Raw genomic sequence first — 14,114 nt, 5'->3', positions numbered from 1 at the left:
CGCCACCATCGACCGGATGGCCATCGCCATCGGCCGCACCGCCGCCAAACCCCAGGGCCTCGACGCCCTCGCGCCCTGCAGCCTCGGCCAGGGCGGCGGCAACGGCGGCAACAACGGGAACAACGGCGGTGCGACGGCGACACCGCCGCTGCCCGGCCCGGACGCCAACAACGAGCTGCCGGAAAACGACGGCGCGATCCAGCGCCCGGCGAAGGTCGGGATCACCTTCCGCGGCAGCGCGGCCGGCCAGGTCGTCGCGATGCCGAAGTTCCTGCGCGCCCTCACCGGGGACGCCAAGCCCTCCATCAACGGCGCCAAGAACACCCGGGCCGCGTGGACCTGCACGGGCTTCGAAAACCGGCTGACCGACAAGTACCCGATCTGCCCCGAGGGCAGCAAGGTGGAGCGGATCCACGACTTCCCGAGCTGCTGGGACGGCAAGAACACCGACAGCGCCAACCACCGCACCCACATCGTGTTCCCGGACAAGAACGGCCGCTGCGCCGCCGGGTTCAAAGCGGTACCGGAGCTGCGGACCACCCTCGTCTACGACATCCCGCACGACATCCAGGTCAAGAAGCAGTACAAAGTGGACTCGTTCCCGTCCGAAAAGCACAACCCCTTGTCGGACCACGACGACTTCGCCAACGTGATGTCGCAGAGCATCATGAACCAGCTCGTCAACTGCATCAACCGCAACAAGACCTGCAACGCCTGACCCCGGGCACCCCGGCACGGGTGCCCGCCGCCGCCATCCCCGCGGCGGGCACCCGTGAGGAGCCACCGATGACGGTCCCGATCGTTCCGGGATTCCACCCCGACCCGTCGATCTGCCGGGTCGGCGGCACGTACTACCTGGCGAATTCGAGCTTCGAGTACGTGCCGGGCGTCCCGATCCGGCGCAGCACCGACCTCGTCTCCTGGGAGCTCGTGGGCCACGCGCTGACCCGGCCGAGCCAGCTGCCGCCGAGCGAGGGCGCCGCGAACACCGGCATCTACGCGCCGACCCTGCGCCACCGCGACGGCCGGTTCCACCTCGTCACCACGAACATCCTCGAAGCCGGCCGGGGGCAGCTGATCGTGACCGCCGAGGACCCGGCCGGGCCGTGGTCCGACCCGGTGCACGTGCCCGGCACCGACGGCATCGACCCGGACCTCTGCTGGGACGACACCGGCGTCTGCCACCTCACCTGGGCATCGTTCCGGCCGGAGCTGCGGGGCATCGCGAGCGTGCCGGTCGACCCGGCCACGGGAGCGGTGCTCGGCGAGCCGCGGCTGCTGTGGAACGGCACCGGCCTGGCGGCGCCGGAGGGCCCGCACCTGTACCGCGTCGACGGCTGGTGGTACCTGCTGCTCGCCGAAGGCGGCACCGAACGCGGCCACGCCGTCACCGTCGCCCGCGCCCGCAGCTTGGCGGGCCCGTACGAACCGGCGCCCACGAACCCGATCCTGACCCACCGCAGCACGACGCACCCGGTGCAGAACACCGGGCACGCCGACCTGGTCGAGTGCGCCGACGGCAGCTGGGCGATGGTCCACCTGGGCGTCCGGCCGCGCGGCAAGACCCCGCAGTTCCACGTCAACGGCCGCGAAACCTTCCTGGCCGGCGTGGACTGGGTCGACGGCTGGCCCGTCGTCGACGAAAACCGGTTCACGGTCCCGCCGGCGGACCACAGCTTCGAGGACGACTTCGCCGAGCTGCACCCGCGCTGGGTGGCTCCGGGCGCCCCGCCCGTGGTGCACCGGACCGGCTCGGGCGCACTGGTCCACAGTGGATTCCTGCTGACCCGGGCCATGGACGAGTACTGGACAGCGGTGGCGCACCTCGACGTTTCCGGCGGCACGGCCGCCTTCGTCGTCCGCATCGACGACCGCCACTGGTACGGCCTCACGGCGGACGGCTCCACGGTGACGGCGACGGTGGCGATCGGCCCAGCGGTCCAGACGGTCACGGCCGTCGCGGCCGGTTCCCTGGTGTCCCTGCGGATCCGGGCACTCGAGCCGCCGGTTTCGGGGCCGTTCCGGGAGATCACCGAGCCGGACCTCATCGAGCTGTCCGTCCTGGCCGGCGACGGCCAGGCGGACGTCCTGGGTTCGTTCGACGGACGGTACCTGTCCACGGAGGTCGCGGCCGGCTTCACGGGCCGCATGATCGGCGTGCGCGTCCTCGGCGGAACCGTGACCCTGCGCGGATTCCGCTACACGACCGACAGGGCTTGAGCGCTCAGCCCAGCTCGGCCGCCTTGCGCAGCAGGACCGCGCGTTCCCGCTCGTTGGCGCACAGCCGGGCGGCCAGCTCCAGCTCGGCGCGCGCCTCCGGGCGCCGGCCGAGGCGGGCGAGCAGTTCGCCGCGCACGGTCGGGACCAGGTGCGAACCGCCGAGCCGGTCGGCGACGACCAGTTCGTCCACGATGGCCAGCGCCTGCTCCGGTCCCGAAGCCATGGCCACGGCGACGGCCCGGTTGAGCTCGACCACCGGCGAGGGCGCGACCCGGCCCAACGCCTCGTAGAGGACGACGATCCGCTCCCAGTCGGTCGCCTCGACCGACGGCGCCGCCGCGTGCGTGGCCGCGATCGCGGCCTGCAGGCCGTACGGGCCGAGGCCGCCGCCGGCCGCGGCCTCGGCCAGTGCGGCCAGCCCGCGGTGGATCGCCGAGACGTCCCAGCGGCGCCGGTCCTGGTCCTCGAGCAGGACCGGCGAACCGTCGGAGGCGGTCCGGGCCGGGAAGCGCGCGGCCGTCAGCTCGCACAAGGCGAGCAGGCCGTGCACCTCCGGCTCGTCCGGCAGCAGCGCGGCCAGCGTGCGGGCCAGCCGGATCGCCTCGTACGCCACCTCCGGGCGCACCAGCCGGTCACCCGAAGTGGCCGTCGACCCCTCGGTGAAGATCACGTAGAGGACGCTGAGCACGCCGCCCAGCCGCTCTCGGCGCTCGGCGGCCGGCGGCAGCTCGAACGGCACCCCGGCCGCCGCGATCGTCTTCTTGCCGCGAGTGATGCGGGCCTGCACGGTCGGCACGGGAACCAGGAACGCCCGGGCGATCTCCTGGCTCGACAGGCCGGCGACGACCCGCAGCGTCAGCGCCACCCGGGCCTCGGGCGAGAGCACCGGGTGGCAGCTGACGAACATCAGCGCGAGCACGTCGTCGTCGATCCGGTCGGGGTCGGCGTCTTCGCCGGCCACCGGCCCGGCCGCCGCGCCGACGGCCGGATCGGTCGCCAGCACGGCGTAGCGGTCCCGGAGGGCGACCCGGCGGCGGATCGCGTCGATCGCCCGCCGCCGGGCGGTGGCCATCAGCCAGCCGGCCGGATCGGCGGGCGGGTCGAGCGGCCACGACACCAGCGCCTCGGCCACCGCCTCCTGGGCGGCGTCCTCCGCCAGCCCGAAATCCCCGGTGAACCGGGTCAGCGCGGCCACGATCCGCGCCGACTCGATCCGCCAGACGGCTTCCACGTCGGGGGTGCTCATCGGCTCAGTGCGGGGTCTCGTCGCTGCCGGGCACCCGCCGCACCTCGACCTTGGCCCCCGGAGCCGCGGGAACCCGCTTGGCCCACTCGACCGCCTCTTCCTTCGAGGCGACGTCGATCAGGAAGAAGCCGCCGAAGAGTTCCTTGGTCTCCCCGTAGGGCCCATCGGTGACCACGGGCGTCTCCCCGCCGAAGTCGACGACGACGCCCTTCGCGGGGTCGTCCAGCCCTTCGGCCGCCACGTAGACACCGGACTTGAACAGGTCGTCGATGAACTGGCGGCTGGTGGCCATCATTTCGTCGATGTTCGCCATCATGGCGGCGTTCGACTCGTCGGTGCCCCGCATGATCAGCAGGTACTTCGCCATCTCGGTTCTCCTCGTCCGCCGGGCCGGCTCCGGCCCGTGCGCCCTCTGGTCGAACGGGCGGCTCGCGGATCGACACGCCCCCGAAGATATTTTCCCGCACCCCGGCCGGGGGGTTACCGCGCGAGGAACTCCAAGGCCGTGTCGACGGCGGGCCAGGTCGTGGGTGTTCTCCGTCGGCATCATCCGGTCGTGGTCGCCGCCGGCCGAACGGCTACACGTCGAAGAAAGCGTTCTCGGACTCGCGCGTCCAAGCCGACGACGTCGAGTACCTGGATGAGGACGCGGTAGAACGCGGCAGCTCCGTCGAGGTGTACGCGGACGAGGCCGGAGCGAAGGCGCGAATGGACTTAATCCAGTCGATCGCGAAGGGACTGCCCGCGGTCGGCGAACACGACTACGTGAAGGGCGGCGTGCTGGTGCGGGTGTCGCGGCTCCTGAGGCCGGACCAGGCGGAGGAATATCAGGCGGCACTTGGCGGGGAGAGGTAGCAGCGAGAGGCCCCAGGTGGCGGCGAAACCGGCCACCCGCTCAAGCCCCGGGCGTGTCCGTGGACCGGATCAGCCTTTGCGCATGCGCAGGATCAAGGCGACCGCGTCCTCCGAGTGGACTGCCGGCGTCAGCACCTTCTGCAGAAGCAGGCCACGCATCGCGGCAATGGTGACCGTGGCCAACGTCAGCGCTTCCTGGGCATCGAGCCCTTCGCGTTCCGCCAGCGAGGCCAGCATCTTGGTCAGGTCGTCGAGCGAGTCGATGAACTCGCGAAAGTCCTCCGGGCTGTACGCGGCCAGTCCGACGACGTGGAAGAACCCGCGGACCCTCGACAGCTGCTCCGGGCACGTGTAGGCCCGCCAGATCGCCACGACGAGGTCGTCGAAGGAGCCTTGCCGGGCGACCTCGAGCAGTGACTCGTTGTCACGAGATCGCTGGGCCTCGAGCATGGCCGCCAAGACACCCGTGAGTGACCCGAAGTGGTATCGCAACAGGGCGTGACTGGTCTCGGCCCTGGTGGCGATCTCACGCAGCGACACCTCCGGCGAAGGAAGGCCCTCGTCGAAGGCGTCGAGAAGCCGGGCCAGGAGCCGCTCGCGGGCGTCGCCGTTGCGTTCCGTGCTTGACAGGATCACTCCCACAGTTTATCCATTGGAAAAGAAGCGCCGTGTTGCTCACCCATGGTCGCAGCCGGCACCAGTGGAGGGAACGACGCGTGGCACGGTCTCAAGTGGTCGGTGCGACGGTCGTCGACGGATCGGGTCGCGACCCGGTCGACGTCGACGTCAGCATCGAAGACGGGTACATCACCCAGGTCGGCGCCTCCGGCGCCCACGGCGAGCGCCTCGATGCCGGCGGCCTGACGATGACGCCCGGCCTGATCGACGCGCACGTCCACTTGGGCCTGTCGAGCCCGATCCAGCCGCAGTTCTCGTTCCGGATCAGCGCCGCCGAGCTCGCGGCGGACATCTTCGCCACCGCCGGCGCGACGCTCGACGCCGGCTTCACCACCGTCCGGGACACCGGCGGCGTCGACGGCGGCCTCGTCACCACGATCGCGAAAGGCAAGGTCAGAGGGCCGCGCGTGCTCTCGTGCGGGCCGGTCCAGTGCCAGCTCGGCGGGCACGGCTACTACGGAGCCGAGTGGGAACCCACCGAACTGTGGAGCAGCCATCACCTCCCCGGCCTGTGCGCGCTGTCCATGATGTCCGGCAACGCGGACGAGCTGCGGCACAACGTGCGCGAGGCCTTCCGCCGCGGAGCCTCCTTCCTCAAGCTCTGCGTGACCGGCGGCGTGGTCGGCGCGCACGACCGGCTGACCGACACCCAGTTCACCGTCGAGGAAATCGCCGTCGCGGTCCAGGAAGCCGCGGCGCGGGGCACCTACGTGACGGTGCACGCCCACAACAACGACGGCATCCGGAACGCGGTCGAGGCCGGGGTGCGCTGTGTCGAGCACGGCACCGACCTCGATGAACCCACCGCCACCCTGATGGCCGCTCACGACGTCGCCCTCGTGCCCACGTTCGCCGTCGTCGAGCAACTGCTGCACGACACCGCCGGCGCGGGCCTCGACGCATCGACCCGCGATCGGGTGCTGGGTGTTCGCGAGCGGATGACCGAAGCGCTCGCGGTCGCCAAGGAGGCCGGGGTCCGGATCGGGCTGGGCTCCGATCTCATCGGCCCGGCCCAGGACCGTCGAGGCGAAGAACTCAGGCTGCGCGCGAAGCTCGAAACACCGATGGACGCTCTCGTGGCGGCCACCAAGACCAACGCCGAGATCCTCGGCCTGGCCGGCCAGGCCGGGGTCATCGCTCCCGGCGCGCAGGCCGACCTCGTGTTGTGGAACGGCAACCCGGTCGAAGACCCGGAGCTGTTCGCTGATCCCGCCCATGCCGTCCTCGTCATCCAGGCCGGCCGAATTGTGAAGGACCTCCGATGAGCACCATGTGGCAGGGCTGCCTCGCCGACACCGACTACTTCGAGCTGCGGTCCGGCGGCGGGCACGACTACGGCGTCTGGGTCACCACGCCACCGGGCTACGACCCCGCCACGACGCCGGCGCCGGCCGTGTACGTGCTCGACGGCAACTGGGCCGTGGGCATGACGGCCCCGCTCATCGTCACCCAGAAAGACCCCATGCTGCAGATCCGGCCCTACATCCAGGTCAGCGTCGGCTACGCGGGCGAGGACGCGCAGCACTGGGCACGGCTGCGCAACCGGGACCTCGTGCCGCCCGGCGAGCCCATCGCCCAGGAGTTCGTCGACGCCGTGGAGACGGGAATCCGGTCGGGCGCGATGACCCGCGAGGAAGCCGACGCCTACCTCGCCGAATTGAAGGACACCCGGGCCGATGCGTTCCTGGCCTTCCTCACCGCGGAACTGCACCCGCGGATCGAACGCGACTACGGCACCGCCGCGAGCGGTCACGGCCTCTTCGGCTACTCCTACGGCGGGCTCTTCAGCCTCTACACCTGGCTCACGGACAGCACGCTCTTCGAGAGCATCGGAGCGGGCAGCCCCGGTGTCGTCGGTGAAGACAGCCAGGTCTTCGCGATGCTCGAGAAAATGGGCGACAGCCTGCCCGCTGCCAAGCTTCACCTGACCGTCAACGACCAGGAGCTTCTCGGCGACCTGGCCGTCTACCAGAACCTCGCGAAGAACGCGGCCACCGTCCTGCACCGCCTGACCGCCGGCGGCGGCGCCGTCACCAGCGCGGTCCTGCGCGAAACGCACGTGACCGGCCTGCAGGCCTCGTTCCTCAGCTACCTCAGGACCTGCCGTGCCCGGTGAGCGCTCGAGTGCCGAGGTGGTCGTGATCGGGGCCGGGGTGATCGGTGCGTCGATCGCCCTCGAGCTGGCGCGGGCGGGGCGCCGGGTGATCGTGCTCGATCGGGCCCCCGGGGCCGGTCAGGGTTCGACCTCGGCATCGAGTGCGGTCGTCCGGTTCAACTTCTCCACCACCGCCGGGGTGGCGACGGCGTGGGAGGCGCACTTCGGCTGGCTCGACTGGGCCGGCCACCTCGGCCACGACGTCGGCGACCTCGCGGTGTTCCGCAAGAGCGGGCTGGTCATGCTCGACGTCGATGCAGCGCCGCGTGCGTCATGGCTTCCGTTGTTCGACGAGATCGGTGTCCCCTACGAGGAATGGGACAGCGCGACCTTGGCCGAGCGCGTCCCGGGTATCGACGCCGGCCGCTATTGGCCGCCGAAGCGGCTCGACGACGAGGAATTCTGGGAGGACGCCAAAACCTCGCTCGGTGGCGTGTACACCCCGGATGCCGGTTACGTCTCGGACCCGAGCCTCGCCGCGGTGAACCTCGCCGCCGCGGCCTCGGCGTACGGAGCGGAATTTCGCTTCCGCAGCACGGTGACCGCGGTGGAGAAGGCCGGCGGCCGCGTGACGTCGGTGCGGCTGTCGGACGGCACCCGGATTCCCTGTGCCGTCGTGGTCAACGCGGCCGGCCCGTGGTCGGGCGCGCTGAACCGGCTGGCCGGCGTGGGTTCCGGCTTCACGGTCGGGGTGCGCCCGATGCGGCAGGAAGTGGCGCACGTGCCGGTCCGGGAAGGCTATGGCGGGCCGGTGGTGGCGGACATGGATCTGGGCACCTATTTCCGCGGTGAAACAGGAGGAGGCCTGCTCGTCGGCGGAACGGAACCGGAGTGCGATCCGCTGCAGTGGACCGACGACCCGGACACCATCGACATCCACCCGACGGCCGCGGTCTTCGAGGCTCAGGTGACGCGGGCCGCGCGGCGGTTGCCCAACCTGGCGGTGCCGAACCGGGCACGCGGTGTGGTGGGCGTGTACGACGTCGCCGACGATTGGACGCCGATCTACGACCGCACCGAGCTCGAGGGCTTCTACGTCGCGATCGGCACGAGCGGCAACCAGTTCAAGAACGCACCGGTCGTGGGCCAGCTGATGACGGAGCTGATCAACCAGGTGGAAAACGGCGCCGACCACGACGCGGTGCCCGTCCGGTTCCGGGCCCCGCGCACCGGCCTGGAGATCGACCTGGGTGCGTTTTCCCGCAAGCGCAACCGGAACACCGCGAACTCGGGCACGGTGCTGGGCTGAGCCGCAACTCGATCGGCCAGGGCGCCGGACATGGCGGCGGATGTGCGAGAGTGCTCGGCCATGAACCATCTCGAACAGTTTCGGAGCACGGCGATCGAGCGCGGCATCCCGGCCGGAGCGGCCGACCGGATCGGCCGCTTTCTCCGGGCGGCGATCTGGGTGTGCACCGCGAACCGGTACGGCATCGGATCGGCCGAGCGGCACGGCGGCGTGGCCGGTCAGAACGGCGGGTTGCCCCGCCTGCCGGCCGGCGCGGAATGGCCGCACACCGACATCAGCGGCCTGGGCCGGTTGCCGCTGCCGTTCATCGCCTCGCTCGACTGCGCGAAGCTGCCGCGGGCCGACGGCCTCGAGCTCCCGGCGGACGGGTCGCTCCTGTTCTTCTTGGCGCACGAGCACGCTCTGCACGCGCACGACGAGCAGGAGTTCGCCCGGGTCGTCCACATTCCGGCGGCCTCAGCCACCGTGCAGGTGGAACAGCCACCGCCCCACGACGACGACTGGTTCGAATCGGATTTCCTCCGGCCGCGGTCCGACCTGGTCGCGCTGGTGCAGCCGGAGATGCCGGGCTGGTTCGACGAACCCGGGAACCTCGAGTTCGAGTCGGACGTCGTCCAGCGGCAGGTTGGCGACACCACCCACCTCGAAGATCTCCGCACCGTGTTCAAGGAGCTCTGGCCGCAGGTGACAACGGGCGCCGACCTCTACCTCGGCGGCTTTTCGATGGAGCTGGGCATCGGCGAAAACGCCGAGTACGGCATGGCGGAGGACTCGATCGCGCGTGACGTGCCGGACCGCGACCGGCTCGTGGAGGAGGAGACCACCCGGCTGATGAGCGAGTGGATACCGCTGGCCCAGTTCCAGCTGGAGGACCAGGTACACGTCGGCCGCTTCCTGATCCGCCACGAGGACCTGGCCGCCCGACGCTTCGACCGAGTTCGGTCGCTGACGATGTTCACGGAGTAGCCGAGTGCTCGGTATGCCCGGTGGTGCCGGACATCGCGTCCGCGGTGATGTGCTTCTTGGGTTCTCGGGCTGGGCCGGGGTCACGGGCGCTGAGGTGAAGGATCGCGTAGAAGTTGTCGGCGAAGATTCCGGTCGTCCACGTGTGCAGCTCGGTCGTCGTAGTGGACAAGGTGCGGAAGCCCGCGGCCTGGCCCTCGCGGCCACCTCGGCGCAACGACTTCTCGTGTTCTTCCCGGCTGTCGGGCGAACCGATGACGCACCGGTGCCGCCCTGGTGTGTCGAGATGACGACGTTTCCCTCGACCTTGCCGACCTGCACCACCAGGTCGGCATCCGAGCCGGTGACCTTGTTTTCCACCTGGTCAGACATCCGCCGCCGTATCTGCCATCCGATCGAGCCCACCGTACGAGAGCAAGTCGCCGTCGGCGTCATCTGCGTTTCAGCAACGACGCCCTCGCCCGCACGATCTTCAAACTCCTCGACCGAACCGCACCCCGACAACGCGCGCTACACGGCATCCCGGCGGGCCACCACCCGATACGCGTTGGACCACCCGCGCCGCCGGCCGAAGGGCGCGCTGATCCGGTCCGCCACCGAGGCCAGGACGAACAACGGCACGCACACGATGAACGTGGCCTTGCGCAGGATCCGCCGCCACCGCGCCGGCGGCGCGTCCCGCCACGCAAGATCCTCCCCGGCAATGGTCAAGGCGTTGACTGCCATGATCGCGGCGGCCAGCACGTCGATCGGGTCATGTGGCTCGGCACGCTGCTCGGCGACCACCGTGAACCCGCGGTCCGCGAGCTCCGCGCGGAGGTTGCCGATCGGCATCAGGTTCAGGTGCTGGGGTTGCAGCCAGGGCATCCACCACCGGCCGAGCAGCTTCGCCCAGCGGCATTCCGGATCGGGCAGCTCGATCGCCAGCAACCCACCTGGCCGCAACACCGTCATCGCGGCCGCCAGCTCTCGCTTCGGTTCCGCGGTGTGCTCCAGGTAGTGATACATGCTGACCACGTCGTAGCGGCCCACGAGCTCCTCGGCCAAGTCCACGAAGAAGCCCCGATAGCCGGTGCGGATCCAGCCCTCCCGGCGCGCCAGCTCCACCCCTTCGCCGAGGTCGAGACCGTCGAACTTGACACCGGGCAGCACCGCGGCGGCTTCCTTGCAGAAATGCCCGTGTCCCATGCCGACGTCGAGCCACTCACCCGATGCGCCGATGTCCCGGGCCAGCTCGGCCCGGGAGCGATATCCCGCCCGGTTGCTTTCGAACATCCCGGACATGTTCTTTTCGCCGAGCCCGTCGTAGCAGTCCCGGTAGTAGAACTCGAGCCCGGCCGGGTTCAGCCGGGGGTTCTGGAAAACGTGCCCGCAGTCCCGGCATTCGTCGAGCCCGAACCGGCCCGGCTTGTGCAGCAGCAGGTCGGTCGTGCGCAACCGGCCACGAAGGGCGTCGGAGCCACACCACGGACAGCTGGTGCGGCGAGGCTCGAAGAACCGATCCACACCGCCGGCCAGGTCCGCCAGATAGGCCGGGCGGCGCGAGGCGACCGGATCGGCTGGCGCGTCGTCCTCGATCATGGAGGCGGATCCTAGTGCGCGCGCCACCCGGACGGGCACCTTCGAACGGACGAATGTGGCGCGCCGGCGGCTGTTCCTGGAGGTTGACGATGCGATCGACAGTCAGAACACTGCGAAGCCGGACGTGTCCGGCTGTACACAGGAGGTTTCCGTGGCCAAGGGCTACTGGGTCAGTGTCTACCCCGCCATTTCCGACCCGGAGGTTCTGACTGCCTACAACAAACTGGCCCGTCAGGCCGTCCAAGCCGGCGGCGGGCGCACCCTGGCCCGCGGCGGCGGCCGGGTCGTCGCCCACGAAGCCGGAATCACGGAACGCGTCGTCCTGATCGAGTTCGACAGCTTCGACCAGGCCGTCGCGGCCTACGAGAGCGAGGCTTACCGGAAGGCGCTGGCCGCCCTCCCCGACGGCTTCGAACGCGACTTCCGCATCGTCGAAGGCATCGACTGACCGACGGGCGACGACGCGAGCCAGCCGATCTCCGTTCGCCAGGCCGCCGGGTCCGGGTTGTCGCGCGGGCCGAGGCGGCCGTAGGGTCGGCGACGGGCCGGTACACCTAACCACGACGCTTCCCCGGCCGCGTCGCCGACCTGCGGTTCCAGTTCACTGTGGACGGTGAGCACCTCGCCGCGCTGGAGATCGAGCCGTGAAGCTCACGGTGCCGGACGCCGAGGCTGCGTGGCCCGGTAGGAGCCGGGTGTCCGCCCCATGGTGCGGGTGAACGTTTCGACGAACGCGCTCGGCGTGGCCCAGCCGCACCGGTGCGCGGTCCGGGTGACGCTGGCGCCCTCCGCGAGCTGGATCATCGCGTGGAACACGCGGGTCGTGGTGCGCCACTGCGGATAGGTGGTCCCGAACTCGTCGCGGAACAGCCGGGACAGCGTGCGCTCGCTGGTCCCGGTGCGCCGGGCCAGCCACGCCGTCGTGCGGGGCCGGCTGAGGTCTTCGGTGACGAGCCGGCACGCGTGGGCCAAGCGGGGGTCGCGGGCCACGGGCAGGGTCAGCGGCCGGTCCTGGGCGCGGCGCAGGCGGTCGCGGAGCACCAGGTGGAGCCGGTCGGCCTCGGCGGCACCGAGGCCGGGTTCAGTGGCGGCGATGAGGAGTTCGCGCAGCAGCGCGCTGACGGCGATGACCGCGGGCGCGGTGCCGTCCAACGGCGCGTCGTGGCTCGGGAACATCAGCGTGAGCACCTCGGAAGCGCCGTAGACGCGGTGTTCGTGCCAGGTGCCGGCGGGCATCCAGACGGCCCGGTCGGCGCAGGCGACCCACGCGCCGCGGTCGGTGCGGACCGCGAGCACGCCCCCGATGACGTACACCAGCTGGTGCTCGTCGTGCCGGTGCCGCTCGATGACATGGCCGGCCGCGTGCTCGTGGCGGTTTTCTGACACAAGTCGACAGAATATCGGAAGTGCGGTCCGGCGGTGGCTGCGAACGTGAGCGCATGACGACCAGCGCTCCGAAGAACCGCCTCCGCCGGATCGCCGTGGACGTCCGGCCGCTGGCGAATCCCGTGTTCCGCCGTACTTTCTTCGGCCAGGGCGCCGCGGTGGTCGGGACGGTGGTGACCGAAGTCGCCGTGCCGGTGCAGATCTACGACCTGTCGCACTCGTCGTTCGACGTCGGTCTCGCCGGGCTGGCCGGGCTCGTCCCGATCCTGGTGTTCGGGCTCTACGGCGGCGCGATCGCCGACGCCGTGGACCGGCGGCGCCTGTACCTGGTTTCCTCGGCGCTCACCTGGACGGTCACGCTCGCGCTGTTCGCCCAGGCGGTGGCCGGGCTCCGGTCCGTGCCGCTGATCCTCGCGCTCGTCGCGGTGCAGTCCGGCGGTTTCGCGGTGTCGTCCGCGGTCCGCGGCGCCATCGTCCCGGCCCTCGTCACCCCGGATCTGGTGCCCGCGGCCAACTCGCTGAACTACACCGCCTCGACGGTCGGACAGGTCCTGGGCCCGCTCGTCGCGGGTGTCCTCCTCGGCGTCCCGAACGGATTCCGCTACGCCTACGGCGCCGACGCGGTGCTGTTCACCGCCGCGCTCTACGCCACCTTCCGGCTCCCGCCCTTGCCGCCGGCGGCGCCCCTCGGCCGCCCCGGCCTGCGCTCGGTCCTCGACGGCCTGCGTTTCCTCGCCGGCCGCCAGGTCCTGCTGATGTCCTTCGTGGTCGACATCGCCGCGATGGTGCTGGCCATGCCGACCGCGCTGTTCCCCCAAGCGGCCGAGACGCGCTGGCACGGCGGAATCGGCCTGCTCTACTCAGCGATCGCGATCGGCTCGGTGCTCGCCGGCCTGTCCAGCGGCTGGATCGGCCGGGTGCGGCGCCAAGGAGCCGCCCTCACCGCGGCGGTGGTGGTCTGGGCCGGAGCCGTCGCGCTGGCCGGGCTCGCCCCCACCCTGTGGCTAGCGGTCACGCTGCTCATCGTCGCGGGCGCGGCCGACCTCGTCAGCGCGGTGTACCGCCAGACGATCCTGCAGACAGCCGTCCCCGACCACCTGCGCGGCCGCCTACAGGGCGTGTACACGGTCGTCGTAACCGGCGGCCCCCGCCTCGGCGACCTCCGCGCCGGCATCATGGCCTCGGCGCTCCCCCTGACCGTGGCCTGGTCGGCGACCGCACTGACCTGCGCGATCCTCGTCCTGATCGGCGCGGTTCTGGCGAGGTCGTTCTGGCGCTACACGCCGGGCGAAAAATCGGGCGGGGAAAGCCAGTCGTCGAATCCTCCGTTCGGGGCAGGCAGTGGGTGATGCCCTCAGAGTGCGGGTGATGGGGAGATACTGATCCGATGCCCGGCGATGCGGATGTGCCGCCGGATGGAGTGGCGAGCTCCGTGGACGGTGCCATCAGCGAGCCGGTGGTGCAGGCGGCCAGTGTCACCGGTGGCGCAGATGCTCGGCGTCTCCCGGAGATGGTCAGCTCAGCCCGTCGTCGTGTGTTGCTGGGCGCGTGTGAAAAATTGGCACGCGTCGGGACGGAGCCGGTGAACACAATGGCGGTGTGAACGCCAAGCCGCCGACTACGCAAGGGGGATTCGGCCGGCTGCGAGCATCTCTTCCGGAGTGGAACAGATCTCGCGATGAGTGACGTTCAAGCCTTCCTTGCAGCACTGATGCGCCCCGGGTCTGGTGCAGGTCTCGTTATCTGTCACCGAGCCCGGGCAGGCTCGACAGGCTGATCGT

15 protein-coding genes are annotated in these 14,114 nt (G+C 70.7%); 9 read left to right on the top strand and 6 right to left on the bottom strand.

Annotated features, from left to right (window positions below):
- The coding region (locus C2L58_RS44055; protein WP_146073795.1) for a DUF1996 domain-containing protein at positions 1-718 on the top strand (718 nt) is incomplete at its 5' end.
- Positions 719-786: 68 nt separating this feature from the next.
- A complete protein-coding gene (locus C2L58_RS44050) occupies positions 787-2,220 on the top strand; it encodes a glycoside hydrolase family 43 protein (RefSeq protein WP_103343571.1) in 1,434 nt (477 codons plus the stop codon).
- A gap of 4 nt (positions 2,221-2,224) precedes the next feature.
- On the opposite strand, the gene C2L58_RS44045 is transcribed toward C2L58_RS44050, so the two are convergent.
- Together C2L58_RS44045 and C2L58_RS44040 are read right to left on the bottom strand one after the other, a co-directional pair.
- On the bottom strand, positions 2,225-3,466 hold the full coding sequence (locus C2L58_RS44045; RefSeq protein ID WP_199191722.1) for an RNA polymerase sigma factor: 1,242 nt from the start codon (positions 3,464-3,466) through the stop codon (positions 2,225-2,227).
- Positions 3,467-3,470: 4 nt separating this feature from the next.
- Positions 3,471-3,833, bottom strand: a complete 363-nt coding sequence (locus C2L58_RS44040) for a YciI family protein (protein WP_103343570.1) — start codon at positions 3,831-3,833, stop codon at positions 3,471-3,473.
- Between the two features lie 308 nt (positions 3,834-4,141).
- Between C2L58_RS44040 and C2L58_RS44035 the strand changes: the two genes are divergently transcribed.
- Positions 4,142-4,321 carry a hypothetical protein gene (locus C2L58_RS44035; RefSeq protein WP_103343569.1) on the top strand — a complete coding sequence of 60 codons (180 nt, stop codon included), beginning with the start codon at positions 4,142-4,144 and terminating at the stop codon, positions 4,319-4,321.
- 69 nt (positions 4,322-4,390) lie between these two features.
- Here C2L58_RS44035 and C2L58_RS50125 read toward each other — a convergent pair whose 3' ends face one another.
- Positions 4,391-4,957 carry a TetR/AcrR family transcriptional regulator gene (locus tag C2L58_RS50125; RefSeq protein WP_103343568.1) on the bottom strand — a complete coding sequence of 189 codons (567 nt, stop codon included), beginning with the start codon at positions 4,955-4,957 and terminating at the stop codon, positions 4,391-4,393.
- Between the two features lie 80 nt (positions 4,958-5,037).
- Here C2L58_RS50125 and C2L58_RS44025 point away from each other — a divergent pair, with 80 nt between their 5' ends.
- From C2L58_RS44025 to C2L58_RS44010, 4 genes are read left to right on the top strand one after another with little or no spacing between them, the layout of a single operon-like run.
- Positions 5,038-6,264, top strand: coding sequence for a metal-dependent hydrolase family protein (locus C2L58_RS44025; RefSeq protein WP_103343567.1), 1,227 nt, complete (start codon positions 5,038-5,040; stop codon positions 6,262-6,264).
- Positions 6,261-7,115, top strand: a complete 855-nt coding sequence (locus C2L58_RS44020; RefSeq protein ID WP_103343566.1) for an alpha/beta hydrolase — start codon at positions 6,261-6,263, stop codon at positions 7,113-7,115. The genes C2L58_RS44025 and C2L58_RS44020 overlap by 4 nt, the downstream gene beginning before the upstream one ends.
- Entirely contained in the window at positions 7,105-8,403 is a 1,299-nt protein-coding gene (locus C2L58_RS44015; RefSeq protein WP_103343565.1) for an NAD(P)/FAD-dependent oxidoreductase, read from the top strand. The genes C2L58_RS44020 and C2L58_RS44015 overlap by 11 nt, the downstream gene beginning before the upstream one ends.
- Positions 8,404-8,463: 60 nt before the next feature.
- Entirely contained in the window at positions 8,464-9,369 is a 906-nt protein-coding gene (locus tag C2L58_RS44010; RefSeq protein WP_103343564.1) for a DUF1963 domain-containing protein, read from the top strand.
- On the opposite strand, the gene C2L58_RS44005 is transcribed toward C2L58_RS44010, so the two are convergent.
- Together C2L58_RS44005 and C2L58_RS44000 are read right to left on the bottom strand one after the other, a co-directional pair.
- Positions 9,359-9,583 (bottom strand): hypothetical protein, encoded by a 225-nt coding sequence (locus C2L58_RS44005; protein ID WP_103343563.1) that lies wholly within the window; start codon positions 9,581-9,583, stop codon positions 9,359-9,361. The two genes, C2L58_RS44010 and C2L58_RS44005, sit on opposite strands and share 11 nt — an antisense overlap.
- Positions 9,584-9,876: 293 nt before the next feature.
- A complete protein-coding gene (locus C2L58_RS44000) occupies positions 9,877-10,986 on the bottom strand; it encodes a class I SAM-dependent methyltransferase (RefSeq protein WP_233226268.1) in 1,110 nt (369 codons plus the stop codon).
- 112 nt (positions 10,987-11,098) lie between these two features.
- Here C2L58_RS44000 and C2L58_RS43995 point away from each other — a divergent pair, with 112 nt between their 5' ends.
- Positions 11,099-11,395: a DUF1330 domain-containing protein gene (locus C2L58_RS43995; protein ID WP_103343572.1), complete on the top strand. Its 297-nt coding sequence runs from the start codon at positions 11,099-11,101 to the stop codon at positions 11,393-11,395.
- Positions 11,396-11,598: 203 nt separating this feature from the next.
- On the opposite strand, the gene C2L58_RS43990 is transcribed toward C2L58_RS43995, so the two are convergent.
- Positions 11,599-12,333, bottom strand: coding sequence for an AraC family transcriptional regulator (locus C2L58_RS43990; RefSeq protein ID WP_103343561.1), 735 nt, complete (start codon positions 12,331-12,333; stop codon positions 11,599-11,601).
- 53 nt (positions 12,334-12,386) lie between these two features.
- Here C2L58_RS43990 and C2L58_RS43985 point away from each other — a divergent pair, with 53 nt between their 5' ends.
- Positions 12,387-13,682, top strand: coding sequence for an MFS transporter (locus C2L58_RS43985; protein WP_103343560.1), 1,296 nt, complete (start codon positions 12,387-12,389; stop codon positions 13,680-13,682).
- Positions 13,683-14,114: the final 432 nt, after the last annotated feature.

This window comes from Amycolatopsis sp. CA-126428 (assembly GCF_002904335.1).
Taxonomy (GTDB): Bacteria; Actinomycetota; Actinomycetes; order Mycobacteriales; family Pseudonocardiaceae; genus Amycolatopsis.
The sequence above is the reverse complement of the archived record's forward strand: the minus strand, read 5'-3'. Positions and strand labels throughout refer to the sequence as shown.

Coding starts and splice junctions, on each gene's coding strand:
- C2L58_RS44050 (WP_103343571.1), top strand. CDS start 787: ATGACGGTCCCGATCGTTCCGGGATTCCACCCCGACCCGTCGATCTGC.
- C2L58_RS44045 (WP_199191722.1), bottom strand. CDS start 3,466: ATGAGCACCCCCGACGTGGAAGCCGTCTGGCGGATCGAGTCGGCGCGG.
- C2L58_RS44040 (WP_103343570.1), bottom strand. CDS start 3,833: ATGGCGAAGTACCTGCTGATCATGCGGGGCACCGACGAGTCGAACGCC.
- C2L58_RS44020 (WP_103343566.1), top strand. CDS start 6,261: ATGAGCACCATGTGGCAGGGCTGCCTCGCCGACACCGACTACTTCGAG.
- C2L58_RS44010 (WP_103343564.1), top strand. CDS start 8,464: ATGAACCATCTCGAACAGTTTCGGAGCACGGCGATCGAGCGCGGCATC.
- C2L58_RS43985 (WP_103343560.1), top strand. CDS start 12,387: ATGACGACCAGCGCTCCGAAGAACCGCCTCCGCCGGATCGCCGTGGAC.